This window comes from Tautonia sociabilis (assembly GCF_003977685.1).
GTDB lineage: Bacteria > Planctomycetota > Planctomycetia > Isosphaerales > Isosphaeraceae > Tautonia > Tautonia sociabilis.
On sequence record NZ_RYZH01000016.1, the window covers coordinates 1 to 25,931 of the forward strand.

The following is a 25,931-nucleotide window of genomic DNA, read 5'->3' on the forward strand; positions in this document are numbered from 1 at the left end:
CCGCATCGCTGGTGGGCGTGGTCTGGGACGGGCAGGCCGACCGACGCCGACGGCGAGGGGGAGGTGCCGGGGCCCCGAGCCCACCGAACCTGCACCGGCAGCTTGACAGTCCCCCTCTCATAGATGGGTTCGCTCCGTCCGGGGACGCCGTGAGGGAGGCCGGGGCCCTTCGGCGGTTGTCGACGAAGGCGCAAGGGGATCGGCCCAGGAGGTCGGTTCCCCAGCGGCTCGGGAAGGACCCGCGATCCCGGCGAGCATGATCGACAGCCCCCGACGGACGACGAACCTCCGATCGATCGATCGGCTCTCTCTGAGATGATCGCGAAATCGGGCCGGTTCGGTGAGCGACGATGCTCAAAGGGGACGCGAATGAGGGCGGCCCGCCGGGGATGGCGGGCCGCCCTGGGGAGGTGGGACGAGAGAAGGTCCGGCCCCGGGGCGTGGGCTCAGCCCTTGGGGCCGCGGACCTTGGCGTGGAGGGCCGCGTCGGGATCCTCCATGAACTGCCAGTCTCCCTGGTTCCAGGGGCCGCGCTCGTCGCTGCCGAGGCCGACGTCTCCCTGGCCATCGCTGGAGAGATTGTAATAGGTGTTCAGCTCGGTGTCGGGCTCCAGTTCTCCCTCGAATTCCTTGCCGAGGCTCTCCAGGGCGGCTCGGAACATGCGCTGGTGCGACATTTCTCGGGCCATCAGGTACTTCAGGGTTTCCTGGCAGCCCTTGTCGTCGGTGAGGGCGATGAGACGTTCGTAGGCCATTTTGGCGCCGGCCTCGGCGGAGATGTTGTGCTTGAGGTCGGCGACGGGGTCGCCGGAGGAGCGGACCCAGTCGCTCGTCCAGGCGTTGCCCATGCTGTCGAGGAAGTGAGGGCCCTTGCCCATGACGGAGAAGAGGGTGTCTTCGTAGGCGGCTTCGCGATCGGCCTTGCTGGTGAGCTGCTCGACCATCAGGCCGACCATCTCCAGGTGGCTGACCTCTTCGGTGGCGACATCCATGAGCAGGTCTCGGATCCCCGTGTGGTCGCAGGCGAAGCTCTGGACGAAGTACTCGGCCATCGCCGTGAACTCTCCGGAGCGGCCGCCGAACTGCTCCAGCAGCTTCTGGGCGAACTTCGGGTCGGGGGCGTCGACCTTCACGGGGAAGATGGGGCGCTTGCGGTGCAGGAACATCGGGGGGAGTCTCCTCGGCGTGGATCGGACGGGATGCCTGTTGACATCGGGTCAGCCGATGCAAGCGGCGCGCCGAGGGACTGTGGTGGCGATCAGCCATCGCCCGAGGAGAGGGGAGGCCGGGGTCGGGTCGGGTCGGGTCGGGTCGGCCCCGGACCCGGCCGTCTTCCGCGCCGCGGCCTCCCCGAGCCCTCCGGATCAGCCGGCGAGGGCGGCGGCGGGGCGGAGGCGTCGGGAGGTCTGGAAGACGTCGTCGACGATGTCGTCGAGGCTCATGGTCAGCTCCCAGTCGGGGTAGTGGGAGCGGAACTTGCGGAGGTCGCTCATGTAGCAGATGTGGTCGCCGACGCGGTTCTGCTCCTGGTAGGAGTGCGGGATCGGCCGGCCGGCGAGCTGGCCGAAGCGGTCGAGCAGCTCCAGCAGGCTGGCGGCGTTGGCCCGGCCGCCGCCGAGGTTGTAGACCTCTCCGGGGCGGGGATCGCGGTAGAAGGCCTCGAAGGCCCGGACGACGTCCTCGCTGTGGATCTGGTCGCGGACCTGCTTCCCCTTATAGCCGATGATGGTGTAGGTGCCGCCGGTCAGGGCGACTCGGGCCATGTAGGCGAGGAAGCCGTGGAGCTGGACGGCGCTGTGGAAGGGGCCGGTGAGGCAGCCTCCCCGGAAGATGCCCGTCTTCAGGCCGAAGTAGCGGCCGTACTCCTGGGCCATCACGTCGCCGGCGAGCTTGGAGCAGCCGAAGAGGCTGTGGGTGCTCTGGTCGATGCGCAGGGTCTCGCTGATCCCCTCGTAATCCTCGGGCCGGGCATAGTCGTACCGGGTGGGCAGCTCGACGAGGGGAAGCTCGTTGGGGGCGTCGCCGTAGACCTTGTTCGTGCTCATGAGGATGAACACGGCCTCGGGAGCGTGCAGGCGGGTGGCCTCCAGGAGATTCAGCGTGCCGACGGCGTTGACGTCGAAGTCGTCGAAGGGGCGGCTCTTGGCCAGGTCGTGCGAGGGCTGGGCGGCGCAGTGGATGATGAGGTCGGGCGTCGTGTCGGCGACGACGCGGAGCATGGCGGCTCGGTCTCGGATGTCGAGGTGGCGGTGCTCGAAGTTCTCGCAGGAGTCCTTCAGGTTGCGGAGGGTCCAGGAGGTGTCGCCGTCGGGGCCGAAGAAGTCGGCGCGCATGTTGTTGTCGATGCCGAAGACGGCGTCGGCCTTGGCGTCGAAGTAGCGGACGGCCTCGGATCCGATCAGGCCGCTGCTGCCGGTGACGAGCACCTTCATGATGTCTGCCCTCGTGGCCACTGCCGCCGGCGGTTGGGTGGTCCCGAAGGCGCCGGCGTCGCTCCGTCGATGTCCATCCCTGGGGGCGGTCGAGGCCGCCCGGCGAGGGGGGATGGTAGCCCGATCGTCGGGGGCTGGCAAGAGCGATGCCCTGGGTTTCCTGGCGAGAGAACCGACCGATCCGGAGGGAATCGAGGACAGGCCGACCGTTGCCCAGCGGCGGACCTCCTTGGACGTTCCCTCGCTGACCAGCAGCGGTCGGGGGAGGTTCTCAAGCCCGACGAACCCGAGGAACCACGGTCGAGTCATCGCCTCCGCCGGGTCGACGCCCAAGTCGTTCGCGAGTTCTCCGATGAAGGCGTCAAGGTGTGGGGGGGACACTGACATGCGATCGATCGCACAAGCCGCGGCGAAGGGCCGAGAGGCCGGGAGAAGGGGGGCGGTCGGGTCGAGCCAGGGTGGCTCATCGCGCTTGCCTGCCGATCGGTTCCTCAGGAGGCCGGCCGATTGATCGGCCTTCACATTCTTGCGACAACGATTAGGATAGCGAAGCACGGTTCGTTGCCGGGAGGCCAGACGAACCCACCTGGGCAGGGAGGTTCCCGCGATGCGCATCCTGATGGTCACCTCGTTTCCGATCGTCGGGCAGACGGACGGCACGGCGATGCTGGCGATCCAGGTCTTCCGGGCCTTGAGGAGGCGGGGGGTCGAGGTCGCGCATGCGTATCTGAAGGCCCGAAGGCCGTGGGACGTGCCGTTCGAGGGGGAGTTCGAGGGGGCGCCGAGCTTCTCGCTGCCGCCGTCTCGGTGGATCGGCGGGATGGCGGAGATTCGCCGGAGGTTCCCGTTCGACCTGGTGCACGCCGAGCACTACGGCGGCGCCTGCCGGGCCCTGGCGGCCTGCAAGCTCAACGGCTGGCCGATGATCTACTCGATCCACTCGCTGCTGGGCGAGGAGGTGGAGCGCGACCGGCTGGGCCGGGGGCTGGTCTTCCGGTCGTACCGGGCGCTGGAGCGGCAGGTCTGCCGGTATGCCAGCGGCGTGGTGGTGCTGGGCCGGGGGGTGAAGCGGATCGTCGTGGAAGAGAAGGGCGTGCCGGAGGAGCGGGTGGTGGTGATCCACCCGGGCGTGAACCTGGCCGACTACGCCCCGGGGCCGGCGGCGGAGATCGAGGGAATCGACCCCGAGCATCAGGTGATCATGTATGTGGGGAACATTCGGGACCCGAACCAGGGGGTGCCGATCCTGATTGACGCCCTGCCCCGCGTGTTCGAGGCCCGGCCGGAGGCGCGCTGCGTGCTCGTCGGCGGGCCGGCCGACGAGGGGGAGCGGTATCGGGCCCGGCTTGGGGAGTGGGGCGACCGGCTGATCGTGCTGCCCGGCAAGACGCCGGAGCAGATCACGGCGCTGACGAGAAGGGCCGACGTGCTGGTCCACCCTCGGCTCGCCTGCCGGGAGAACGACTCGGTGCAGACGAAGATGGCGGTCTACCTCGCCTCGGGCCGGCCGATCGTGGCGACGAATTACGGCGATTATCAGCAGATTTTGGGAGACACCGGCGCCGGGTTGCTCACTCCGGTCGACGCGGAAGCGCTGGCCGACGGCATCGCGGAGGTCCTGGGCGACCCGGTGCTCTCGGGCCGGCTGGCGTCGGCGACGCGGGCGGCGGCCGAGCAATACGTTTGCATGGACCGGAACGTGGATCGGTATCTCGGGCTCTATGAGACGGCGCTGGTGTTGGGACCGAGACGGGAGAGGCGGAAGGCCCGGGCGTCGGCCTGAAGGGAAGGGCCCCTCGTGGAGGTGGGGGAGGCTTGCCGGGCTCCTCGTGGGCGGGGCCCGGCCTCAGCGGAGCGGGCGGAGCCCCAGGTCAGATCGGCGATCGTTGGTCTGTTTGAGTGCCCGGGGCTCCCGCTTCAGGAACTTGACGAGCTGGGAGGCGGAGCAGCCGAGCGCCTCGGACGCGGCCTTGACGTCGAAGTCGAGGGAGGAGAGCACGTCGAGGGCCTCGGCCAGCAGGGCGGGGAAGTCGTCGTGCTCGGGGCTGACGACGAGTCGGCCGCCTCGGAGTCGGGAGGTCCAGAGGGGGCTCGGCCCGGCTCCGGGATCGGCGGGGTGGCGGATCTCCAGGGCGAGGATGACGCGGAGCCGAGCCAGGGCGACGGCTCGGTTCTGGCCCTGGGAGCGGCGCTCGTTGGCCTCGGCGGAGAGGCCGCTGGGGCGGTGGGTGAGGATGGCGGCGGTCTCGACCTTGTTGCGGTTCTGGCCGCCGGGGCCGGATCGGCGGGAGAACCGGACGTCGCAGTCGGCCAAGAGCCGGTCCGGGGGCAGCGTGGCGGGATGGGGGCCGGCGGAGGGACCGAGGATCATTCGCCGATCACCTTGATGAGCACCCGCTTGGGCCTGCGACCATCGAACTCGCCGTAGAAGATCTGCTCCCAGGGGCCGAAGTCGAGCGTGCCGTTTGTGACGGCGACGACCACCTCCCGGCCCATGACCTGACGCTTCATGTGGGCGTCGGCGTTGTCCTCGCCGGTGCGGTTGTGGTGGTAGGTGGTGGGGGAGGGGTCGAACGGGGCGAGGCGTTCGAGCCATCGGGCGTAGTCGTGGTGCAGGCCGGGCTCGTCGTCGTTGATGAAGACCGACGCGGTGATGTGCATGGCGTTGGCCAGCACCAGGCCCTCCCGGATGCCCGATCTGCGGAGGACCTCCTCGACCTGGGGCGTGATGTTCAGGAACCCCATGCGGTCGGGGAGGTTGAAGGTGAGGTATTCGGTGTGGGACTTCATGGAGGGAGGGCTCGAGATCGGGCTGATCGATCGGGAAGGGCCGGCGATCGGAGCGGCCGGGGCCATCGTGGGTGATTGTATCGCCTGGCGTCGATGGTTGCAGCGCGATCCTCGGGACCAGGAGGGGCCCTCGGTTCGGCAGGCGGGAGGAGGAGACGCTCAGGGTGAGGTCGGGTGCTTCGGGAGGGCATGCCGCCAGGGGAGTCGTTGCGACCGGGCGTTGCCGGGACTTGCCGCGAGCGTTGGGGGGGGAGCCAGGCCGAGGGTGTCGAGGAGGGCTCCGAGGCGGTCGAGGGTGGAGCGGGAGGAGGGATCGGCGGCGAGGTTGTGCCGTTCGTCCGGGTCGTCGTCGAGGTTGTAGAGCCAGTGCTGGGGGCCGAGGGATTCGTGGTGGCGGCGGAGGTAGGCCCAGCGGTCCTCGGTGAGCAGCCACATCGGGCCGAAGGCGGCGGGCTTGCGGGGGGAGCGGGGAAGCCAGGGCATGTGCTCGACCTCGCTGAGCACGGGGGCGTCGGGGGAGTCGAGGGCGGTCTCGTCTCCCCAGAATCGGGAGAGGGAGCGGCCGGGGAAGCGGGGGGCGTCGGGGTCGTTGAGCAGGCGGAGGACGGTGGCGGGCACGTCTCGGACGGAGACGGCGGACGGGACGGAGCGCCCCTGGGGAACGCTCATCCCCCGGGCGCCGGCGACGACGAGCGGGACGTGGACGAGCGGGCGATGCAGGCTCATCCCGTGGCCGATCAGGCCATGCTCGCCGAGCATCTCGCCGTGGTCGGAGGTGACGATGACAAGCGTGTTGTCGAGCAGCCCTCGGGCGTCGAGGCCGTCGAGGAGGGCACCGAGCTGGCGGTCGGCCCAGCAGATGCCGTCGTCGTAAGCGTCTCGGATGAGCGCGGCGACCTCGGCTCGGGCGGCGGTCAGGGCCTTGGGCTCGGGGCCGGAGGGGTCGGCGTCGCGCTCGGCCTCGAGGGCGGAGAGGCGGTCGAGCTCGGCTTCGAGCCGGGCGTCGGAGACCCGGGAGTAGGGACGGGGGGCCTGGGGGGGCAGGCTGTAGGGGGAGTGAGCGTCGAAGTAGTTGACGAAGACGAAGTAGGGCCGGCCGAAACGCCGGGTGCGGTCGACCCAGGAGAACAGCGCCTGGTTCAGCTCGCTCGCGTCGAGCCGACGGCGCTGCATGGGGGAGAAGAGGCCCCACTCCCGCTCGAACCGGGTGATGAGGTCGGCGCCGAGCCGGCAGGAGCGGAGGAATTCTCGGGGGGTGATCCGGCGGGTGATGTTGCCGGGCACGTCGTGGTAGTGGAGGAAGCCGCGGTCGAGGCCGTAGTGGGCGCTGCCGTAGAAGATGTTGCCGACGAAGCCTCCGGTGGCGTAGCCGCGGTTTCGGAGGTGCTCGGCCAGCGTCCTCCTCGAACCATCGAGGGGGGAGTTGACGCCGGCGGAGGTCTGCGACATCGGCAGTCCGGTGAACAGGCTTGCATGGGTTCCGAGCGTGAACGGGGCGGTTGCCCTGGCCTCGTCGAAGCGGACGCCTCGGCGGGAGAGGGCCTCCAGGCGGGGGCTGGTGGGGCGTTCGTACCCGTGGAGGCTCAAGTGATCGGCCCGGACGGTGTCGAGCACCACCAGGAGGACGTTCGGGGCCCCCCGGCTCGGCTCGGGGCCGAGGCGGAGGCCCAGCGGCTCTCGGGAGGCGGGCACGACCCCGCAGGTCAGCAACAGGGCGAGCCAGCCGCCGGCGAGGTACGGGAGGCTTCGCCGGGCGAACGAGCGGAACCGGGGGGAGTCGAGCCGGGCCCTGGGGCCGAGGCGGACGGCCGTGCCCAACGCCAGGAGGAAGACGGCCGCCGGGTGGAGGCCGGGGATCGTCCCCAGGGCCGCTCGGACGCCGACGAAGACGAGCAGGATGGGCAAGGCGACCGCGACGGCCCGGGGCAGGAGCCGACGCAGCAGGCCGAGGGCTCCCCCGGCCAGGGCGAACAGCGAGGCGTTCGCCAACGGGGCCATCCACGGGGAGTGCCAGTTCCGCCAGAGATCGGGGCTGCCGAGCAGGGGCTCGAAGACCTCTCGCCAGGAGAGCAGGAGGACGGCCTCGAGCAGGCCGCAGGCCAGGCCGATCCAGCCGCAGAGGGCCCAGATCGCGGGCGCCGAGACGCTTGGCGCCGGCGGCAGCGCGCGGGCCAGCCGGGCCGAGACCACTCGGGCGTGCCGGCCGTGGCGGAGGAGGCGCTTCGAGGCGGCCCGGACCCGGAGGATCGGGGGAGGACGGCGGGTCGGTTCGGTCCCCGGCATGCGGAGGCGACTCCCAGGGGGACGACGCTCGGATCGCCGGGAGGCCCCTCGGGCCTCCTCGGCGGGGTGCGTCGGTGGCCGTTCCGGTATGCGATGCGGGGAGATGCGTCAAGGCCGATCGGACCGGCCGGGTCAGCTCGTCAGGTGGACGAGATCCCAGGCGGCCAGGGTCCGGCCGGCGCCGTGGACGACCTGGAGGGGCTGGCCGTCGAGGCGATCGGTCCAGCCGTCGCTGCGGACTCGGAAGCTGCCGGGGGGGAGGCCGACGAGGACGTAATTCCAGCCGGAGGGGATCGGGAGCCAGGAGTCGGGGTGCGAGTAGAGGTGGGCGTTCATGGCGGTCTGGTCGCCGAAGTCGGTCGAGCCGCGGAGGGAGTCGGACTCGTGCAGCGTCCAGGCGGCGTCGAGGTAGCGGGCGAAGACTCGGGCGGTGCCGGCCGCGAAGCCGCCGTTGATGACCTGGCGGTCGAGCAGCAGGTCGAGCCAGTGGCGGCGGCTGGCCTCGTCGTGGATGGAGGTCAGCCAGGAGTAGGAGCCGCCGGGGGCGGTTTGGCGGAAGGTCAGCACCTCGAGGACCGCCAGCAGGCGGTCGGGGTGGGCTCGGACGAGATCCCAGAGCGGGGAGATTCGAGCCTGGAAGAACGTGTCGCCGGCGTCCCAGTAGGCGACCGGGGTGTCCTCGGGCCAGCGCTCGACGACGGGGCGGAAGTCGCGGAGGCGCCCCTTGGCCGGGTGGAGGTCGTCGGGCACGACCTCCAGCTCGATGCCGGGGGTCGCGGCCAGGAGACGGCGCTCGGAGGGGTAGAGGCCGCTGGCGAAGGCCGTGATGGTTTCGGTGTTGCCCGCTCGTCGGAAGCTGCCGACGAACCGGCGGAGAAACAGCCGATAATGGCGGCGGTCGAAGGCGGCCAGCACTCGGCCGGGAGGGCCTCCCTCCGACGCCGACGGCGGGGAGGCCTCCGGGGGGGGCGAGGCGAGCGGAGGGGGCGGAGCGGCGGGTTCGGCAGGCTCCTGGACGGCTCGGGGAGCGGGGCGATGCCAGGCCTCGGCCCCTTGGAGGTACCCGATACCGAGGCCGTCGCGGCGGAGGTCCTCGCAGCAGCAGAGGCACTCGCACTTGCCCGGCTCCCACCGGAAGATCAGGGCGCGTAGGCGATCGCGCCGGAACATCACCGCGGCCATGCCGACATGGCGGGGGTAGTCCCAGTGGTCGTGGCCCGAGGCCATCTCTCCGGCCGAGTCGGCGGCCAGGGCGGCGAAGGCGGGGCGGCGGCGGAGCCCCTCGACGAGCCGGGAGGCGCAGAGGGGCCCGAGGACGACGTCGTCGTCCAGCAGCAGGACGAACGGCGAGGATCCGACCCCCCGGCCCGCGTTCCGGGCGCGGGTGATCGTCTCGAAGCGGTTGACGTCGGAGGGAAAGGGTGTGCCGATCAGGCGGTGGACGTGCAGCCGGACGCCGCGCTGGGCCTGGATGCCGGCCCAGACGTCGGGCCGGGGGGGCTCGTCGTCTCGGGAGAGCAGCAGGAGGTCGACGTCGGGGAGGTTCACGATCGGGTCCGGTCGAAATTGGGGAGGGGCCGGATGCCCCAGCCAGCGCATGTCAGGGCTGGGGCTCGGGGCGGTTGGATCAGCAGCAGTAGGTGCGGGACGGTTGAATCAGGGCGGCCTCGGCGGCCGTCACCCCGAAGAGCGCACGGGTCTTGACGACGACCGGGGCCTGTTCGGGGACATGGATCACCACCCCCTGGAACAGAAGGATCTCAGGAGAGGACTCCTCGGTGCTCTCCCTTCGATTGAGCTCCTCGATGGCCTGGGCGATGGGTTGGGCCAGCTCATCGACCGTGTAGGAGCGGAGTTTGGTTTCCTCGCGGTCGTCGTTCTTGATCGGCTCGGGCTTGTCAATGACCAGGAGATTCTCCACAGCCAGGAACCGGTCGACCTCGAAATGGGTGCCGATCCGCTGGACCAGCTTGATGAGGTAAGTGGGCCCTCCGATCCCGTACCGGGCCAGGTCGGGAGCCACTCCGGGGTTGCGGATCAAGTAGAGATCCCCCGTTGCTGGGGGGGGGGAAGGGAGGGCGATGGTTCCGGCCAGGGCGAGGGCGAGCTGCTTGACCGGGCCGAACGCCGTCATCGGGATGGGGTCGTCTGCCACGACAGAGGCCTCCGGGTTGCAACCGCGGGCGTTTCGCTGGGAAGGGTGGGGCGCCCGATCGATCAGGGGACGCCGATCAACAATTGGAAGCGAACCGTTCACTCACAGATCTTGTAATAACATCGATGAGCGATCGGAATGTATCCGTTCGCTCACCGGTTATGCAACGATAATCCGTCGGATTCGGCCGAGGGGATCGTCCGGACGACCCGGAAGCCCATCCAGTAGTACACGGAGCTGGCGCGGACCGTGTCGCGGTGGGCCGAGCGGGCCAGGGACGGCGAGCCGTCGAAGACCCCGCCTCGGATCATCCGCCAGGAGTCGCCCGAGGGGGGGATCGGGTCGACGTGGTCGGGGACGGGCCGGTTCCCGGCGTCGGGGGGATAGCCGGGGTAGAGGCCGTTTTCGACGGCGCCGTAGGGGCCGGGAGGCCCGTCGTGGCACCACTCCCAGAGGCTGCCCAGGGTGTCGAAGAGGCCGAACTGGTTCGGGAGGAACTGGGCCACTGGGCCGCTCCTGCCGTTGGAATTCAGCCAGGTGCGGGCGTGGCGGTTGAGCAGCCCGGTCGATGCGCCGAAGGGTCGGGCGGTGGAGGTGCCCGCCCGGCAGAGGTATTCCCACTCGGCCTCGGTCAGCAGGCGGAAGCCGGGGCGGTCGAAGGCGTCGGGGGGCAGGGCGGCGCCGGGCTCGACCGGGTCGGGGTAGCACCACTGGTCGGGGGGGAGGCCGTCCTCCTGGCTCAGCCAGTTGCAGTAGCGAGCGGCGTTGAACCAGGTGATCCCGCCGACGGGGCAGTTGGGGTCGCTGGCGTAGCGCTCGTCGGGCTGGTAGGAGGGGTCGAACGCCTGATACTGCGCGACGGTGACCTCGGTGTCGGCGACGGCGATGGGCCGGACGATCTCGCGGAGGTGGCGGTTCTCGTAGGGGAAGCGATCCGGCTCGTCGGGGGGGGACCCCATCGGGAAGGCGGCCGGGCCGGGGAGGACGACCAGGGTATGCCCGTTGGGGCCGGCCATCCAGCGAGGGCCGATGTCGGGCCCCCCCCTGCCCTCGAATTCGGCGTCCGGGGAGGGCTCCGGCAGCGGGAGCCCCCAGCGGCGCAGCAGCAGCCCGGCGGCGGCGTGGACCCCCGCGTGCGGGTGGCTCGCGAAGAGCCTCGAGGCCGACTCGGCGACGGCCGCCTCGGAGGGAGAGGGGATGACGCTGCGGTTGGTTTCGGCCCAGGCCAGCAGCATGGCCTGGAGGGCGGCCGGGTCGAGGTCGGCTCGCAGGGCGTTCTTCCCCAGCAGAAGGGGGGCCAGGCCGCGCCGGGCGATCGCGTCGATCGTGTGGGAGCGGAGGCTGGGATCGTCTCGGTGCCGGATCGCGTCGGTCAGGGGGTCGGAATGGCCGAGCAGGGCGAGGGCGATGGCCGCCATCGCGGCGCGATCGATCGCCTCGTCGCCCGGGGGCGCCTGGTCGCCGTCGTCGAGGGCCTGGCGGAGCATCGAGAGGGCCGGGCCGGGATCCGGCTGGGCCTGGAGCGCTCGGAGCAGGACGAGCGATGCCTCGGGCTCGGCGGCGATCGCCCAGCGGGCGAGCTGTTCGGAGTCGCGCCGGGGGCCAAGGATGTCGGCCAGGATCTCGGCGGCGGCGAGCCGCTGGCTGGGTTCCCAGGACGGGTCGCTGCACCCCTGGCCGAGCGTGGGGACCAGCAGCGGGGCGGCCGGACCGAGCAGCTCGATCCAGGAGGGGATCGCGTGGCGATCTTCCTCGAGGAGGGCCAGGGCCAGGGCGGGGGCCGCCTCCCGCCAGGCCGGGGCGTCGATCGGCCCCAGTGCGATCAGGGCGCAGCCGGCCCGGAGCCGGAGGGCGGGGTCGAGGTTGTCGTCGAGCAGGTCGCGTCGCAGCCTGTCCGCGCCGGATTGGGACGGGTGGCGGGCCAGCGCTCCCCGGATCAGCCGGACGCCGTCGGCCCTGGCCGATCGGAGGCGATCCCGGAGCGAGGAGGCGCGCGCCTCGGTGGGATCGTCGAGGAAGAGCAACAGCCCGGCGACCTCCCGCGCCCGAGCGCCGGCGCCCGGGGAGAACTCCAGGCGTTCGAGGTTCTCCCGGAGGCGGCGGCGATGCACGGCGATCTCCGGCAGCAGGGCCGAGAGCCCTCGGTCGTCGGCCTCCAGGGCGAGGGTGAGCAGGGCGTCGGCCCGCTCGCGTTCCCGGACGACCCGGAAGGCCGAGAGCAGGGCCGCGGCCAGAACCAGGATGGCGGCCGAGCGCAGGAGCAGCCGACGGGCGGCGGCGAGCATCATCCGGCGCTCGACGGCCGACCAGCGCCGGGGGCTGGTGTAGAGGACGATCCCCGTCCATTCCAGCAGGCTGGGCAGGCGACCGGGCACAGGGTGCTCGGCCCAGCTGGCGGCGATCGAGGCCAGGCGGATCTGGGCGCGACCCTTCCGGGAGGCGTGGCGCTCCCGGTCGAGCCATTGGCGGATCGGGGCCACGAGGAAGTCATGGGAGAGCTGGTACCTCGGCCCGGTCTGGCCGTCGGGGGCGTCGCAGTCGAGGACCGGGTCGACGGGGGAGACGAGGCGGAGGCCGGCGTCGAGGAGGTGGATCAGCTCGTCGAACTCGGCGGGGCGGTCGACCAGGCCGGTCGCCTCGCGCAGTTCCGAGGCGGTGCGGGGGGAGCCGCGGAGGGTCGAGGGCGCGGGAGGAAGCATCGCCTCCAGCGCGGCCTGCGCCTGCTCGCGTCGGGAGCGGTAGGCCGGCGGGGCGGAGGGGGAGTCGAACGCCTCGGAGAGAAAGGTGACGCCGATCCCCGCGAAGCCCCCCAGTTCGTCGAGCGTCTGGGGGGTCCAGGGGCGTCGGCGGACGACCTCGGCGAAGAGGCACAGGAGGATCGGCGTGATCCGGCCCTCGACCCGGGCCAGTTCGGCGACGGCGCATCGGAGGAACACGAGGGCCTCGGCGCCGGGCTCGGCCGGGGGCCGGGGCAGGCGGCCCCAGGCCTTGCCGAACTCGGCGAGCACGGCGAGGGCGTGGCTCTCGTCGAACGGCTCGATCGGGGCGGAATTGGCCCCTTCGATCAGCGGGATCTCGATTGCCTGGAACAGCCGGGTGACGGCCATCCAGAAGTCGTCACGGACGAGGATGAGGGCCTGGAGATTGCGGCCGTCGCACTGGCGGAGCGCGGCGACGAGCGGGGCGTCGGGCCGGTTCGGGTTCGCCTGGAGCCACTGCTCGAATTGGTCGAAGACCAGGAGGACCTTGGCCTGGGAGCTGGAGGCCAGCCGCTCCCGGAGCTGGGCCAGCACGCTGGCCAGGTCGTCTCCGAGGGGTAGGTCCGGGAGGGCTCGGCGGAGGGCGAGCAGGGCGCGGGCTTCGGTTGTCCCGGGGCCGGCTTCGACGTAGACCGGCCGGACCTCGTCGGACAGGCGGGGCAGCAGCCCGGCGCGAACGAAGGACGACTTTCCGGCCCCCGAGGGGCCGTAGAGCAGGCCGACCGGGAAGGCCTGGTCGCCGCGGTCCTCGAGCCGGGCCTTCCAGAATCGGATCGACTCGGGCAGTCCGTCTCGGCCTCGGGGGCCGGGCAGCAGGGTGAGGAAAGCCTCGGCGTCATGGGCGTCGAGGGGCCGGAGGCCGCGAGGGACCGGGACGGGGGCCGGGGCCGCCTCGGCCGGGGAGGGGCCGGGGTCGGAGGAGAGCCAGAGCCGAAGCTCCTCGGCGAGCTCGGCGGCCGAGGCGTAGCGGTCGGCCATGCGCTTGGACAGGCACTTCAGGCAGATGCGGGACAGCTCGGCGGGGACGCCCGCTCGGACCAGGGCCGGGGGCATCGGGTCCTCGTGTCGGATCGTGTGGAACAGCGAGGCGCGGTTGTCGGAGGCGAAGGGGAGCCGGCCGGTGAGCCCCTGGTAGAGGATCACACCCAGGGCCCAGATGTCGGTGCGCCCGTCCAGGCGGTGCGCTTCTCCCCGGATCTGCTCCGGGGCCATGAACGAGGGGACGCCGGCGATCTCCCCGGCGTGGGAGGCGCCCCGGCCCTCCGAGAGCGCCAGCCCGAAGTCGGTCACCCGGGGGAGCCCCGAGGCGTCGACGAGGATGTTGGCCGGGGTCAGGTCGCGGTGGACCAGGCCCGACCGGTGCGCGTGGTGGGCCGCGTCGGCCACGTGGGCGATCAGGAGGGCCAGATCGGCCGGCGCGAGGCCCGCCCGGAGAAGCTGGGAGAGGGGCCGGCCCTCGACGTACTCCATCACGATGAAGACCGAGCGGTCGTCGGCCCGGCCGATGTCGTAGACACGGACGATCGACGGGTGCGTCAGGGAGGCCGCGATCTGGCCCTCCTCCAGCAGCGCCTCGAGCCGGCCGTGCCGGGTCAGGGCGCGGGGCTTGGGCACCTTGATGGCCACGTCGCGCTCGAGTTCATCATCCCGGGCGCGAAAGACCCGGCCGAACCCCCCCTCCCCCAGCACGGCGAGGATCCGGTATCTCCCCAGCCGGGAGGGGATCGGCTCGTCCGAATCGGGCCCGTCCAGGTTGTCCGGGGAGAATGAGGATGGGTCTGGCGGGAGAGTGGAGAGCGGGCCGGGCGCCGAATCGGTCCGGGGCTTGGTCGAGGACGCTCTCCTCCCGGTCGACCAGGTCCGGGTGGTTTGTTGGGGAGGTGGGTTGTCCTGGGTCTGGCCGATCACGTCGAAGGTGGCGAGGATGGCTGCCGACGCGGTGGGGAAGCGAGCGGTATAGTCCCCGGGGGTCGGATGCTCTCCCTCGGCGAGCCGGAGGTTCAGCTCCAGCAGCAGGAGCTGGAGGAAGAGGGACGGCCGTTCGGCCTCGGGAACGAGCTCGATCACCGATTCCAACGACGGCCGATCGCCGCGGCGCCAACTCTCCTCGAAGCGGTGCCGGATCTCCCGGGTCGATGGGGAGGGCTCGTCGGGGTTTCGCTTGGTGTTCGATCCGGGCCGATCGCTCATGGCTCATGGCCCCTTCTGCCCGAGGGCTGGGGAGGCCCCTCCCCGTTGGCCCCGATCCTCTCGTCGGGCGGCCGCCCAGGCGCGATCCGCCTGCCGCCGCTCTCTCCGACAGGTGGCTCGCGATCGAACGACCAGCGCGCGACCCGGATCGGTTCGATCCGTCTCGATCGATCGTGCAAATGTGACACTCCGAGGCCGCACACACCGGCTCGGCGACAGAACTGCTCAGCATATCAGGCGACAAACGCTGTTGGAAGCGCCGAAGCGAGGACTCCGAGCGCGATGGCCGATTGCGTGCCGGGGGGCCGCTCGCCTCTAACCGGGGCATCAACGGGGCCCGATCCTTCCCAGGAGCATCCTGATGGGTCTGCACGCACGCTTCCCTGCCCGATCGGCGCGGTCGACCGTCGTCGCGCTGCTTGCCGCGCTCTCCCTGGTGGCCGCCTCCCGGGCGGATGAACCGGGCTTCCGCCCCCTCTTCAATGGAACGGACCTGACCGGCTGGTGCCACGACGGAGCCGACCTGGCCGGGCAGACCTCGGCCGCCGACGGCCGGTTCGTGGTCGAAAACGGTGTTCTGGTGATCACCGGATCGGAGGAGACGCCGCCCAAGATGACCGAGATCGACTCGTCGGATTCGTTCGACGGCGACTTCACCCTCCGGCTGGAGTTCCGCGCCTCGGAGAACGCCAACAGCGGCCTCCACCTGCGGGACAAGGAATTCCGGCACCAGCTCCAGATCCGGGACTACCCCCGGGTCGGCCCGTACAAGGATCTGAAGTCGTACCGGCCGGGGGACTGGAACACGATCGAGGTGATCGTCACCGGCACCCGCGCCCGATGCTTCTGCAATGGCGAACTGCTCGAGGACGCGATGGAGATCCCCGAGGCGGGGCCGATCTCCCTGCAATCGGAGACGAACGTGATCGAATATCGGAACATCCGCATCAAGGACGGCCGCTGACATCTCCCACCGACGAGGAGCCGGACCATGCGCCGAGCGACGACGATGCTGCCGCCTTTGCTTCCGCCCCTGCTCGCCCTGGCATTACCGATGCGAGCCCCGGCCCAGGAAGCGGCTCGAGACATTCCTTACGCCGACCCGGCGCACGATCGCCAGGTGCTCGACGTGTACGCGCCGGCCGACGCGGAGGATCTGCCCGTCGTGTTCTGGATCCACGGCGGAGGCTGGCAGACCGGGGACAAGTCGGACGTCCAGCTCAAGCCGAAGGCGTTCACCGACTGGGGCCTCGTCTTCGTCTCCACCAACTCCCGGCTCCTACCGGAGGTGGACATGGGGACGATCATCCGGGATGTCGCGAAGGCGATCCGATGGGTCCACGACCACATCGCCGAGTACGGCGGCGACCCGGATCGGCTGCTCGTCATGGGCCATTCCGCCGGGGCGCAGCTCGCGGCGATCGTCTCGATCGACGGACGCTCCCTGGAGGCCGAGGGGCTGTCGCTGGAGATCATCAAGGGATGCGTTCCGGTTGACGGCGATACCTTCGACGTCCCCGCCATCATCGAGACGGCGGAAACCCGGTGCCGGGTGCACGGACTGCCGCAGGCGACCTTCGGCCATCGCGAGAAGTTCGGCAACTCTCCGGAGAAGCACCGCGACTACTCCGCGGTGACGCACGTCGCCTCCGGCAAGGGGATCCCGCCCTTCCTGATGGCTCCTCAGCAGAATCTGTGGGGCGCCCTGGATCACAGCCTTGGGAAGCTACCTGAGCCAGAAACCGCCTCCAACTCCCGAGCCATCGCCAACGCCTGATCCACCAGGATCGCCTCCAACTCCGTCCGCACCACTACCGTCCGCTCCATCGCTCCGCCTCCTAAGTCCACCGGGCCTCCACCTCACCCCTTCATATCCGAGGCCCGGTCGAATCTCCAGGATCGAGAGCTACACTACACCCTGGGAGGCAGGCGAACCGGACTTCCGAACACCCTGCGCCTTGCTCCTCGATCGCTCAAAGATCGCTCAAAGAATGGCGTGGATCACCTCGCCCCGGCTGATCGGGTGGGGGCGTCCGAGTGGGTCGCGATACTCGGAGTGTGGGGGGAAGCCGAGGCAGTGGAAGAGCGTTGCGGTGAGATCCTCGGGGCGGACGAGCCCGTCTCGGGGATAGGCCCCGGCCTGGTCCGACGAGCCGTGGACCTGTCCCCCGTTGACCCCACCGCCGGCCAGGGCAACGGAGAAGACCGATCCCCAGTGGCCCCGGCCGCCGTTGGGGTCGAGCCGGGGGCTGCGGCCGAACTCGGCCATGCAGACGACGAGCGTTTCGTCCAGCAGGCCCCGGCGGTCCAGGTCCTCGATGAGCGCCGAGAACGCCAGATCGGTCGGCGGCACGAGGACGTCCTTCAGGCGGCTCGACTCGGCGACGTGGCTGTCCCAGCAGGGGTTGGCCGGGGGCTCGTCCGGCCCTCGATACCAGTTGACCTGGACCAGCCGGACCCCGGCCTCGACCAGCCGACGCGCCAGCAGCACCCCCTGGCCGAAGGGAGTCTCTCCGTAGCGTTCTCGGACCGACCGGGGCTCCGCCTCCAGGTCGAAGGCGCGGCGGGCCCCGTTGGATCGGAGCAGGTCGAAGGCGCGTCGGGAGTGCTCGTCGAAGGCGACCTCGGGGGCCAGGGCCTGGGAATCGAGCCGACGCTCGATGCGGTCGAGCAGCTCCATCCGATCGCCGAGCCGGGCCGGATCGAGCTCGGCGGGGAGGTCGATCTCTCGGATGCGGTAGCCCTCGGGGGTGGGCCGGGCGTTCAGGAGCCAGGGGTCGGCCGCCCGGCCGAGGAAGCCGGCGTCCTGGCCGGGCCAGACGCTGCCGTCGGTGTTGAAGATCCGCATCGGGAGCGTGACCGACGGCGGCATCGGGCCGTCGGCCCTGGCGACCCGACCGAGCAGCGCTCCGATCGAGGGGGAGTCGTTGGGGGGCCCCGGGTTGGCGTTCTCGAAGTTCTTGGGCTGGTGGGGACGCCCCGTGAGCATGTAATAACCGCTGGACGAATGGGCGTTGTCTCCGGTGGAGACGGCCCGCAGGAGGCAGAGCTTGTCGGCGACCTGGGCGGTGTGGGGCAGGAGCTCGCAGAGGGAGAGGCCGGGGACCGTGGTGGCGATCGGGCCGAAGTCCCCCCGGACCTCGGCGGGGGCGTCGGGCTTGGGATCCCAGGTCGAATGCTGGGGAGGGCCCCCCATGAGGAACAGCAGGATGCACGACTTCGCCTTGCCGAAGCCGTCGCCTGCCGGTGCCGGGGCGGAGAGGTCGTCCGCGCGGGAGAGGTCGGGAAGGCCGAGGCCGCCGAGCAGCCCGAGGCCGCCGATACGGAGGATTTCCCGGCGTCGGTATCCGTCGCAGAGCCGGGCACCGGGGCCGAGCAGTCGAATCATCCGGGTCTCGCTGCCGCTGGGGCCTGAGAGTGGGGAGAGAAACCCTTGTTGAACAATTCGGACTCTAGCACCCCTCCCCTCGGGCATCAAGCGATCCGATCCCCCGCCGCGGCCCCCGCGCCGATCCTCCCCTCACCGGGCCGGCACGAGTCCTCGGGCGGGGCTCCGGATCATCAGGGCGATCCGGCTCCGCTCCAGCATCTCGATGTAGCGAGCGATCAGCGGAGAGGGGGTCAGGTCGCGGATCAGGGCGCAGAAGGCCGAATTGGATGCGAACCGAGAGCGATCGAAGAGAATCCCGAGCCCGCTGAAGCCGGGGATGAGGATCAGCTCTCGCGGCAGAGGAGATTCCCGGAGATAGTCCTCCACGGCCGTGAGCACGCCGTTTTGGCGCCCCCCTTCTCGGGTCGCGTTGCAGAGGGTCGCGTTGTGCCCTCCTCGCTCCATCAGCTCGGAGACCCCCGGCATGATCCCCTTGCGCTGGTAGGGCTGCCGGTAGTCGGCGGGGATCGTCGCCGGGTCGTAGTAGAGGTCGCGGCGGGCGTAGGGCCAGCCGATGTCGTGGAGCAGGATCAGAGGCAGCGGCGCACCGGCACCGACGCTTCGCTCGTCGATCAGCCGCAGTTCCTCCCGGACGGTGTACCAGTTGTGATCGCCGTCCACGCAGACGCAGTCGGCCGGGGCGAGCCGAGGCAGGACCTCGAGGCTCAGCCCCCGGTGGACGGTCAGCCTCCCGACGTGCTCGCGCTCCCAGGCGTCGACGTCGAATCTCGGGGAGGGGTCGATCGCCTGGAGGGTCGCGTTCCGCTCCCGGCAGTATTCGAGCAGATTGATGGTGTTCTTCCCGGCTTCGGAGCCGATCTCGATGAGGGTCTTCGGGTCGGCTGCCATCAACAACGGCTTGACGATCGGCTTCCAGAACGGGTACATCGCTGTTCGACTCCTCGGGGGAACCTGCCCGTGTGCCTCAGGCCGAAGGGTGTGCCGATCGCCCCTCTCCAGACGTCGATCGGCGGTTACGCTCTCCCGTTGTTCGCGCCGACCAATCTCCCCTCCCCCGGCTCGGGGGAGTCCTGGGCCGGAACGTGGGCGAGAAGACCATACTTGATCATCCAGGCGATCGTTGGACGCCGCTTTGGTTCCTCGACGCCGGCTCGTTCCAGCTCGAGGAGGATCGCGGAGAGGAGGCACGGCGCCTCCGCCGCTCGGAGGGCGGCGCGCAGCGCCGACGGGTCGGCCGAGCGTCGTCCGACGGCGTAGTTGGTCAGCGGCAGCTTCAGCAGCCAGTCGAGCCGCTCGACGGCGTCCTCGTCGGCGATCACCTCGTGGTCATCGCCGAGGAAGGTGGTCGGATACCCGTCGAAGGCGACCTCGACCGGGGGGTAACAGGCTGGTGTCGTGCTCGGGTCGGGCCTCCCGCCTCGGCTCGCCTCCGCCTCCCGCCGCCGCTCGTCCAATTCCCGCCAGAGCGATTCGTACTCCGAGACGATCCTCGCCCACGAGAATCGCCGAGTCGCCCGCTCCCGGCCCGCCCGGCCGAGTTGGTGCCGGTGTTCCTCGTCGGCGATCAGCCTCGCGAAGGCCGAGGCCGCGGCGTTCTCGTCCACCACGACCGCCTGGCTGCATTCGCAGAGGAAGTGGTCGTAGTTGACCTCTCCCAGGATCAGCCGGAACGACGCCTCCGACAGCGCGTCGCGGACCATGGCCGTCGGCACCAGGTAGCCCGTCTCGCCGTCGATCACCTGGTCGCGGTAGCCGTCCCAGTCCGAGGCGACCACCGGAAGCCCGCAGGCCATCGCCTCGGTGATGCTGAGGCCGAACGTCTCCTGGATGTTGTCCGATAGCGAGGTGAAGACGTCCGCCGCGTCCCAGACCGGCCGACGATACTCGGGATCCGTCCCGTCGACGATCGTGATTCTCAGGTTCGGGGCGAACACCCGGGCCCCGTCGTGGAAGGCGCGGAGGATCATCTCGTTCGCCGCCCAGCCCGAGAGCAGCAGGTGGACCCGTCGGCCGGTTTCCCGGGAGGCCCGGGACAACGCCCGGTACATCGGGTAGGGGTTGGCCTTGGCGTGGAACGACAGCCGGCCCACGAACAGGAAGACGACCTCATCGTCGGCGATCCCCAGCCGCTGGCGCATCTGGGCGCGTTCCGCCGGTGTGGCCGGGCGGAACTCCTCCGAGTCGACCCCCAGGGGGATCGTCTCCAGCCGGGGGATCATCCGAGGCTGGCCCCCGAACCGGTCCCTCAGGGAGTCGCAATAGGTCCCGGTCACCGAGCGAACCATCCGGGCCACCGCTTCGGAGGTGCAGATCAGGGCGTCGTGCTCCTCGAACGGAGCGGTCACCAGTGATCCCAGGGCGGTCACGCCGTTGAGCGACGCGAGGGTGTGTGTCACCCCCGTGATGCTGAACGAGGCCGGCCCCGTCCGCTGCCGGGCCCAGGCGAATGTGGGAGAGGGGGGCACGGGGAAGTGGAGCACCCTGGCCGGCGGCGCCTCGAGGAAGCGACCACGGAGCGACGGCAGATCCACGACCTCCAGCGAGCGGGGGTCGGACGTCCCGCCGAGCTTCTCCTCCCAGTAGGACCGGATCGATTGGGCACTTGGCGCGTCGGGCACGACGGCGACGAGCCGCCGCCAGCTCCCCGAGTCGAAGAGGCCGTCTAAAAAACCTTTGCCGGCCACGTGTCGGCCCATCAGCCCGGCCGGAGTCCCCGGGGCCCGAGGCCGGCCGGCCGATTCACGGGCCGGCTTCGGTTCGACATACCCGTCGGCGTCGTAGTACAGGGCGACCGACTCGAATTCGATGGCCATCACGCGAGTCTCCAGGATCCGGTTCGGCGGCCGGCGGGGCCTGCCTCTTCAGATCCGCTTGCACAGGACCCACACCAGCTCGACCGGCAAACCGTCGTTGCTGACCCGGAAGAGGTTTCGCCCGCTGGCCCAGCCGGGATACCAGTTCGTCGGCGGCCACCCCTCTGGCGGCTTGTGGGTCCGCTCGTACTCGTACTCGCCGACCTCGGAGATCACCCGCAGGGGGAGCCCCTCCATCGCCTCGCCCAGTTCCTCCCTCGTGAAGAGATTGCTCCAGACGACCTGGGACATCTCCCGGACCAGCGGGGTCGGCTCGTAGCCCCCTCTGGTCAGGAACAAGTCGAAGAGCAGCAGGCCGCCGGGGGAAAGCAGTTCCGCCATCCTCGCCAGCAGGGTCCGCAACTGGGCGACGTCCCGGAAATGGGAGGTCACGACCTCGACGACGATCGCCATCCGGTACGAGGAGGGGGCCAGGGCCAGCCTCGGGTCGAGAACGTCCGCCTGCATCACCCTCACGGCCAGCCCCTCGGCCTCGGCATCCGATCGGATCTGGGCGGCGAAGGAGGCCGTCGGCTCCAGGGCGTGCACCTCGAAGCCCATCCGGGCGAGCGGCAGGCTGTTGCGTCCCGTGCCGGCCCCGATATCCAGCACACGAGCCGGCGGTGAGATCCCCCGAGCCACCGACAGCACCCGGGCATCGGGATGCGTGCCGAAGAGCGGGGGCTCGCGGAGCTTCACCCAGGTTTCGTAGTTGCGGTCCGTCGGCGTGGAAGTGGACTGGAACGAGCAGCGCAGCCCCTTCTTGGGCGGATCGGTCGGCTCATAGGTGAGCGTCACGATCGAGTTGGGATGCTCCCGGAACCCCCGCTCCAACCGGGCCCCGAGCTTCTCCCGCAGCAGCTCCAGCTCTCGGGCGCTGAACGGATGGCCGAGCGCCTTGAAGATCCCCGCGAGCTGCTCCATGTAGTGGTCGAGCATCGCGGGGACGGCCAGCATCTTCAGCTCTCCCCGGGGGATGACGCTGAGGAAGGGATTGGCGAGCACAGCCGCTTCGAGCAGCGCGTCGTCCAGCAGGAGCGGGGGGGCCTTCGGCGGCTTGGCCTTCGTCTTCGTAGGGCTCATCGCATGCGATCCTCGAGAAAAACGCTCCGACCCGACCTCCCATCGAACCGACCGCCCGGACCCGGTCCGTCGGTCAGTCCGCCCCGACAACCCGCAAGATGCGATCCGCCCCGGCCGGCCTCGGCCGGACCGAGGGGGGAGGGGCCGCGATCGCCTCGGTCCTGAGACGGCCCTCGGCGACCTTTCGGTACAGGTCCAGCATGCGCGGCAGCGTCTTGTCCAGGGCGTACTCGGAATCAATCCGCCGCATCCCCTCCCGCCCTAGGGCTCGGTGCGCCTCGGGATCCTCGAGGACGCGGAGGCCCAGCTCCGCCATCCCCTCGACGTCGTAGAACGGGGCGAGGAGCCCGTTCTCGCCGTGCTGGATCACCTCCCGAACCGGATCCGTGTCGGAGGCGACCACCGAGCAGCCGCAGGCCAGCGCGTTGAACAGCGACCACGAGAGGACGAACGGCACGGTCAGGTACAGGTGCAGGTCGCTGATCGAGAGCAGCCGGGCCAGCTGCTGCGGGGGCAAGAGTCCGGTGAAGACGAACTTGGAGAGGTCGTAGTCGTCCTGCTTCAGCACGTGCTTCAGGAACGACTGCTCCTGGATGTACTTCAGGTCGCCGCCGTAGGCGACGCGGTCGGCGCCGACGACCAGGAACAGAACGTCGGGACGGCTCCGGTAAATGCGTTTGGCCACTTTCATGAAGATATCGAAGCCGCGCATCGATTCGAACCCCCGCGACACATAGGTGATGATCCTGGTGTTGGGGCCGATCTTCCGGTCGCCGATCGCCCTGGGCACGCCCTCGTGCTTCCGCCAGACGGACGTCTCGACTCCGTCGAAGATCACCTCGACCTTGTCCGAGTAGGCCCGGGGGAGCGTCGAGTGCTGCCACCGGGTCGGGCTGTACCCGGCGTCGCAGTTCTCCAGGTCGAGCAGGAACATCGCGTTACGGGGGTAGATCCGCAGCCGGTCGATCTCGGCGATGGGGAACTCGGGCCGGAAGTCCAGGTCGCTGTTCTTCGGCCTGTAGAAATACTCGAAATAATTGATGATGGGGCAGTCGTACAGCTCGCGCAGGAACAGGGTCGAGCCGAAACCGCTATGGCCGACGATCAGGTCGGGGGGCTCCTTGAGCTGCGACTTGCAGGCGTTGTAGACCCCCAGGGCATGTCCGACCCCGTTCTCGAACCCCCGGGTCAGGTAGAGCGTGTCCGGAGTTGCCTTCAGCTTCGGGGCGTACCGGATCCGGCGGATTCCCTCGACCATTCCGGCCGGCTTCTCGGAGACGAAGGTGCAGCGAACGCCGTGCGCTCGGATCAGATACCGGGCCACATGCCCGAACTGCGCGGGGAAGTTCTGGTGCACAAACAACACATGCATCGATACCGGTCCCGGCCTCGCGGCCGCTGTTGGTGTCTCTCTCGGCGCCGGCCGAGCGCCCGGATCAGCCAGGGTCCCGATTCCCCGGTACGGGGGGATCAGGTCGTTCGGCGCGCTGTCATCGATCCCGAGTCCTGGTCAACCCGGCTGCCGGCCTCCCGCGACTCGATCCGGGCCCGACCGAACCGGCGATCGCCAACGACAGAGGAGGGCCCCCGGTCACAGGGGCCCCCCTCGTCCGATCGGCCGGATGGGGGCCTCCCCCCCTGGCCGGGCCGGCGGGGGAGGCGGGGTTGGCCATCCATCAACTCCCGAGCGGTTCTGGATCTCAGGGAACGCCGATCGAGTTGACGTAGGTCACCGGGTCGGGGCCGGTGGGCACGATGATCGGCAGGATAGCGCCGAAGACCGTGTCGAAGCCCATCCCGACGAACAGGGTCGACAGGACGCCGGCATAGAGGTAGTCGTTCCCGGCACCGCCGTCGAGGGCGTCGAAGAAGCCGCCGCCGCCGAAGCCGCCGCCGGAGATCGTGTCGTTGCCGGCCTGGCCGAGGACGGTATCCTCGCCGTCGCCACCGGCCAGGTAGTCGTTGCCGTCGCCGCCCTCGATGAGGTCCTTCCCGGCGCCGCCGTCGACGGTGTCGTTGCCCGCGCTGCCGAACACGAGGTCGGCACCGCCGAAGGCCAGCACGCTGTCGTTGCCGGAGCCGCCATCGATCTCGTCGTTCCCGCCGTCGCCGAGGATGGTGTCGTTGCCCGCCTCGCCGTACAGCAGGTTCCCGTCGGAGTCGAGGGCCGAGCCGCCGACGATGTAGTCGTCGCCGGAGCCGCCGAAGATCGCGTCGTAGCCGGAGCCGCCGTTGATCGAGTCGTCGCCGCCGAAGGTGAAGACGACGTCGTCGCCCGAGCCGGCCTCGACCGTGTCGGCCGCGTCGTCGTCCCCGGCCGGCAGGCCGGTCACGATATTGTCATTGCCCGATCCCGCGTCGACCTGGTCGGCGCCGAGGCCGGTGTCGATCAGGTCGTTGCCCGAGCCGCCCAGCACGGTGTCGGCCCCGGCCCCGGTGGACACGCTGTCATTGCCGTCGCCCCCGTCGACCGAGTCGTTGCCGGAGCCCGTGGAGACGGTGTCGTTGCCGGAACCGGCGAGGACGGTGTTGTCCCCCTCGGAGGAGGTGATGATGTCATCCCCGCCGCCCGAGTCGATGTAATCGTTTCCGGAGCCGGTCGAGATGTTGTCGGCGCCGCTGCCGCTGATGACCGTGTCGTCACCGATGAAGGTCACCACGGTGTTGCCGCCGTTGCCGACGTTGATGTAGTTGTCGCCGGGGCCGGTCACCTGGACGTTGTCGCCGCCCGAGCCGCCGAGAATGGTGTTGTTGCCGCCGCCATCGATGACGGTGTTTGCCCCATCACCCACATCGATGTAGTCATCCCCCGGGCCGGTCAGGACGAAGTCGACGCCGCTGCCGCCGATATAGGTGTTATTCCCATCCAGGTCGAGGTAGAAGTTCGACCCAGAGCCGCCGAGGACGGAATCGTCGCCCAGGCCGCCGGTGATGTTGTCGTCGCCCGAGCCGGCATCAACCGTGTCGTCGCCGGCGCCGGCGTCGATCGTGTCGTTGCCATCGTTGGTGATGAGCAGGTCGTCGCCCGTGCCGCCGGCCACACTGTCATCGGCACCGAGCAACCGGGAGTTTTTGCCGAGGTCGTAGACATCGGTGACGCCGACCCCGGAGTTGACCGAGTCGTTGCCGGCGCCGGCATTGATCGTGTCATTTCCGGTGCCGCCGTAGATCGTGTCGTTGCCGTCGCCGGCATCGATCTGGTCATCGCCACCGATGTAGTCGTTCTTCACGTTGGGGTCGGGGTCGGTTGCCGAGCCGCCGACGAACCGGCCGTCGCCACCGATGATCGAGTCGTTGCCCGAACCGCTCGTGATCGTGTCGTTGCCGAGGCCACCGTCGATCGTGTCGTTGCCGTCGCCGCCCAGGACGACGTCACCGAAGGCCAGCGAGTTGGTCCCGGTGAAGTTGTCGTTGCCCGAGCCGAGATCGACCTTGACGAACTTCATCTTGCTCAGAGTGGAGTTCGTCAGGAAGTTCAGCATCACCGTGTCGTTGCCGGCCTTGAGCTCGGCATTGATCCCGGAAACCTCGGTGTAGATCGCCGAGCCGGAGGCGGTGATGAACTGAATGTTGCCGGGGCTCAGGGGAGTCTCGACGGCGATGACCAGGTCGTCGTTGGCCGTGCCGACGATGGAGACCACCTTGGTCACGGGATCCTGCGTGATGGTCGTCAGCAGGCGGCGGGCTTCGAGGACGTCGGCCATCGGCTTGAGGGCCTGGCCGAGGGCGGCGCGGCGGCGATCCGCCCGCACATCGCGGCGAGGACGACCCTTACCTCCAAAACCGAAAATCGGACGAGACATTGTGCATTCCTCCGAGTGCGGCAGATCACGAGGGTGTGGGGATCAGGCCGGCGGCATCACCGCCGGAAGGCGAGTTCGCCACCACGCACACGGTGGGGAGAACACGCGAGGTCAGCACGTATGGGCATGCCAATCATTACAGAAGAGCATCAATTGTTGAGTCTTGGCATTCCTTCGTTTCTGCATGCATGCG

The 25,931-nt window shown here is 70.0% G+C and carries 17 protein-coding genes; 3 read left to right on the top strand and 14 right to left on the bottom strand.

The features are described 5' to 3' along the window. Positions 1 to 446: 446 nt before the first annotated feature. Positions 447 to 1,166, bottom strand: coding sequence for a manganese catalase family protein (locus TsocGM_RS09865; RefSeq protein ID WP_126725150.1), 720 nt, complete (start codon positions 1,164 to 1,166; stop codon positions 447 to 449). A 198-nt stretch (positions 1,167 to 1,364) separates the two neighbouring features. Further along, positions 1,365 to 2,432 carry an NAD-dependent epimerase/dehydratase family protein gene (locus tag TsocGM_RS09870; protein ID WP_126725151.1) on the bottom strand — a complete coding sequence of 356 codons (1,068 nt, stop codon included), beginning with the start codon at positions 2,430 to 2,432 and terminating at the stop codon, positions 1,365 to 1,367. A 607-nt stretch (positions 2,433 to 3,039) separates the two neighbouring features. Here TsocGM_RS09870 and TsocGM_RS09875 point away from each other — a divergent pair. Beyond that, a complete protein-coding gene (locus tag TsocGM_RS09875; RefSeq protein ID WP_126725152.1) occupies positions 3,040 to 4,215 on the top strand; it encodes a glycosyltransferase family 4 protein in 1,176 nt (391 codons plus the stop codon). A gap of 63 nt (positions 4,216 to 4,278) precedes the next feature. Here the strand turns inward: TsocGM_RS09875 and TsocGM_RS09880 are convergent, their stop codons facing one another. The 6 genes from TsocGM_RS09880 to TsocGM_RS09905 form a co-directional block, all read right to left on the bottom strand. Further along, positions 4,279 to 4,803, bottom strand: a complete 525-nt coding sequence (locus TsocGM_RS09880) for a peptide chain release factor family protein (RefSeq protein WP_126725153.1) — start codon at positions 4,801 to 4,803, stop codon at positions 4,279 to 4,281. Next, entirely contained in the window at positions 4,800 to 5,222 is a 423-nt protein-coding gene (locus TsocGM_RS09885; protein ID WP_126725154.1) for a secondary thiamine-phosphate synthase enzyme YjbQ, read from the bottom strand. Before TsocGM_RS09885 ends, TsocGM_RS09880 begins: the two co-directional genes overlap by 4 nt. Before the next feature lie 159 nt (positions 5,223 to 5,381). Beyond that, positions 5,382 to 7,505, bottom strand: a complete 2,124-nt coding sequence (locus tag TsocGM_RS09890) for a sulfatase (protein WP_126725155.1) — start codon at positions 7,503 to 7,505, stop codon at positions 5,382 to 5,384. A gap of 132 nt (positions 7,506 to 7,637) precedes the next feature. Further along, a complete protein-coding gene (locus tag TsocGM_RS09895; RefSeq protein ID WP_126725156.1) occupies positions 7,638 to 9,053 on the bottom strand; it encodes a glycosyltransferase family 2 protein in 1,416 nt (471 codons plus the stop codon). Positions 9,054 to 9,132: 79 nt separating this feature from the next. Beyond that, positions 9,133 to 9,660, bottom strand: coding sequence for a hypothetical protein (locus tag TsocGM_RS09900; protein ID WP_126725157.1), 528 nt, complete (start codon positions 9,658 to 9,660; stop codon positions 9,133 to 9,135). 152 nt (positions 9,661 to 9,812) lie between these two features. Next, a complete protein-coding gene (locus TsocGM_RS09905) occupies positions 9,813 to 14,609 on the bottom strand; it encodes a bifunctional serine/threonine-protein kinase/formylglycine-generating enzyme family protein (protein ID WP_126725158.1) in 4,797 nt (1,598 codons plus the stop codon). A 361-nt stretch (positions 14,610 to 14,970) separates the two neighbouring features. Here TsocGM_RS09905 and TsocGM_RS09910 point away from each other — a divergent pair, with 361 nt between their 5' ends. Together TsocGM_RS09910 and TsocGM_RS09915 are read left to right on the top strand one after the other, a co-directional pair. After that, complete coding sequence (locus tag TsocGM_RS09910) at positions 14,971 to 15,573, top strand: 3-keto-disaccharide hydrolase (RefSeq protein ID WP_126725159.1); 603 nt, start codon at positions 14,971 to 14,973, stop codon at positions 15,571 to 15,573. A gap of 27 nt (positions 15,574 to 15,600) precedes the next feature. Next, the gene (locus TsocGM_RS09915) at positions 15,601 to 16,386 is read left to right on the top strand and encodes an alpha/beta hydrolase (protein WP_233578697.1); all 786 of its coding nucleotides are present in this window, start codon (positions 15,601 to 15,603) and stop codon (positions 16,384 to 16,386) included. Between the two features lie 207 nt (positions 16,387 to 16,593). Here the strand turns inward: TsocGM_RS09915 and TsocGM_RS09920 are convergent, their stop codons facing one another. The 6 genes from TsocGM_RS09920 to TsocGM_RS09945 all read right to left on the bottom strand — a co-directional run bounded on the left by TsocGM_RS09920 (position 16,594) and on the right by TsocGM_RS09945 (position 25,738). Beyond that, complete coding sequence (locus TsocGM_RS09920) at positions 16,594 to 17,997, bottom strand: DUF1501 domain-containing protein (protein WP_126725160.1); 1,404 nt, start codon at positions 17,995 to 17,997, stop codon at positions 16,594 to 16,596. A 132-nt stretch (positions 17,998 to 18,129) separates the two neighbouring features. After that, entirely contained in the window at positions 18,130 to 18,927 is a 798-nt protein-coding gene (locus TsocGM_RS09925) for a class I SAM-dependent methyltransferase (RefSeq protein WP_126725161.1), read from the bottom strand. 86 nt (positions 18,928 to 19,013) lie between these two features. Then, positions 19,014 to 20,813 carry a glycosyltransferase family 4 protein gene (locus tag TsocGM_RS09930; protein WP_126725162.1) on the bottom strand — a complete coding sequence of 600 codons (1,800 nt, stop codon included), beginning with the start codon at positions 20,811 to 20,813 and terminating at the stop codon, positions 19,014 to 19,016. A gap of 48 nt (positions 20,814 to 20,861) precedes the next feature. Then, the gene (locus tag TsocGM_RS09935) at positions 20,862 to 21,935 is read right to left on the bottom strand and encodes a class I SAM-dependent methyltransferase (protein ID WP_126725163.1); all 1,074 of its coding nucleotides are present in this window, start codon (positions 21,933 to 21,935) and stop codon (positions 20,862 to 20,864) included. A gap of 73 nt (positions 21,936 to 22,008) precedes the next feature. Next, positions 22,009 to 23,307, bottom strand: a complete 1,299-nt coding sequence (locus TsocGM_RS09940) for a glycosyltransferase (protein ID WP_126725164.1) — start codon at positions 23,305 to 23,307, stop codon at positions 22,009 to 22,011. 328 nt (positions 23,308 to 23,635) lie between these two features. After that, positions 23,636 to 25,738 carry a calcium-binding protein gene (locus TsocGM_RS09945; RefSeq protein WP_126725165.1) on the bottom strand — a complete coding sequence of 701 codons (2,103 nt, stop codon included), beginning with the start codon at positions 25,736 to 25,738 and terminating at the stop codon, positions 23,636 to 23,638. Between the last annotated feature and the right edge of the window lie 193 nt (positions 25,739 to 25,931).

Coding starts and splice junctions, on each gene's coding strand:
- TsocGM_RS09865 (WP_126725150.1), bottom strand. CDS start 1,166: ATGTTCCTGCACCGCAAGCGCCCCATCTTCCCCGTGAAGGTCGACGCC.
- TsocGM_RS09870 (WP_126725151.1), bottom strand. CDS start 2,432: ATGAAGGTGCTCGTCACCGGCAGCAGCGGCCTGATCGGATCCGAGGCC.
- TsocGM_RS09875 (WP_126725152.1), top strand. CDS start 3,040: ATGCGCATCCTGATGGTCACCTCGTTTCCGATCGTCGGGCAGACGGAC.
- TsocGM_RS09880 (WP_126725153.1), bottom strand. CDS start 4,803: ATGATCCTCGGTCCCTCCGCCGGCCCCCATCCCGCCACGCTGCCCCCG.
- TsocGM_RS09885 (WP_126725154.1), bottom strand. CDS start 5,222: ATGAAGTCCCACACCGAATACCTCACCTTCAACCTCCCCGACCGCATG.
- TsocGM_RS09890 (WP_126725155.1), bottom strand. CDS start 7,505: ATGCCGGGGACCGAACCGACCCGCCGTCCTCCCCCGATCCTCCGGGTC.
- TsocGM_RS09905 (WP_126725158.1), bottom strand. CDS start 14,609: ATGAGCGATCGGCCCGGATCGAACACCAAGCGAAACCCCGACGAGCCC.
- TsocGM_RS09910 (WP_126725159.1), top strand. CDS start 14,971: ATGGGTCTGCACGCACGCTTCCCTGCCCGATCGGCGCGGTCGACCGTC.
- TsocGM_RS09915 (WP_233578697.1), top strand. CDS start 15,601: ATGCGCCGAGCGACGACGATGCTGCCGCCTTTGCTTCCGCCCCTGCTC.
- TsocGM_RS09920 (WP_126725160.1), bottom strand. CDS start 17,997: ATGATTCGACTGCTCGGCCCCGGTGCCCGGCTCTGCGACGGATACCGA.
- TsocGM_RS09925 (WP_126725161.1), bottom strand. CDS start 18,927: ATGTACCCGTTCTGGAAGCCGATCGTCAAGCCGTTGTTGATGGCAGCC.
- TsocGM_RS09930 (WP_126725162.1), bottom strand. CDS start 20,813: ATGGCCATCGAATTCGAGTCGGTCGCCCTGTACTACGACGCCGACGGG.
- TsocGM_RS09935 (WP_126725163.1), bottom strand. CDS start 21,935: ATGAGCCCTACGAAGACGAAGGCCAAGCCGCCGAAGGCCCCCCCGCTC.
- TsocGM_RS09940 (WP_126725164.1), bottom strand. CDS start 23,307: ATGCATGTGTTGTTTGTGCACCAGAACTTCCCCGCGCAGTTCGGGCAT.
- TsocGM_RS09945 (WP_126725165.1), bottom strand. CDS start 25,738: ATGTCTCGTCCGATTTTCGGTTTTGGAGGTAAGGGTCGTCCTCGCCGC.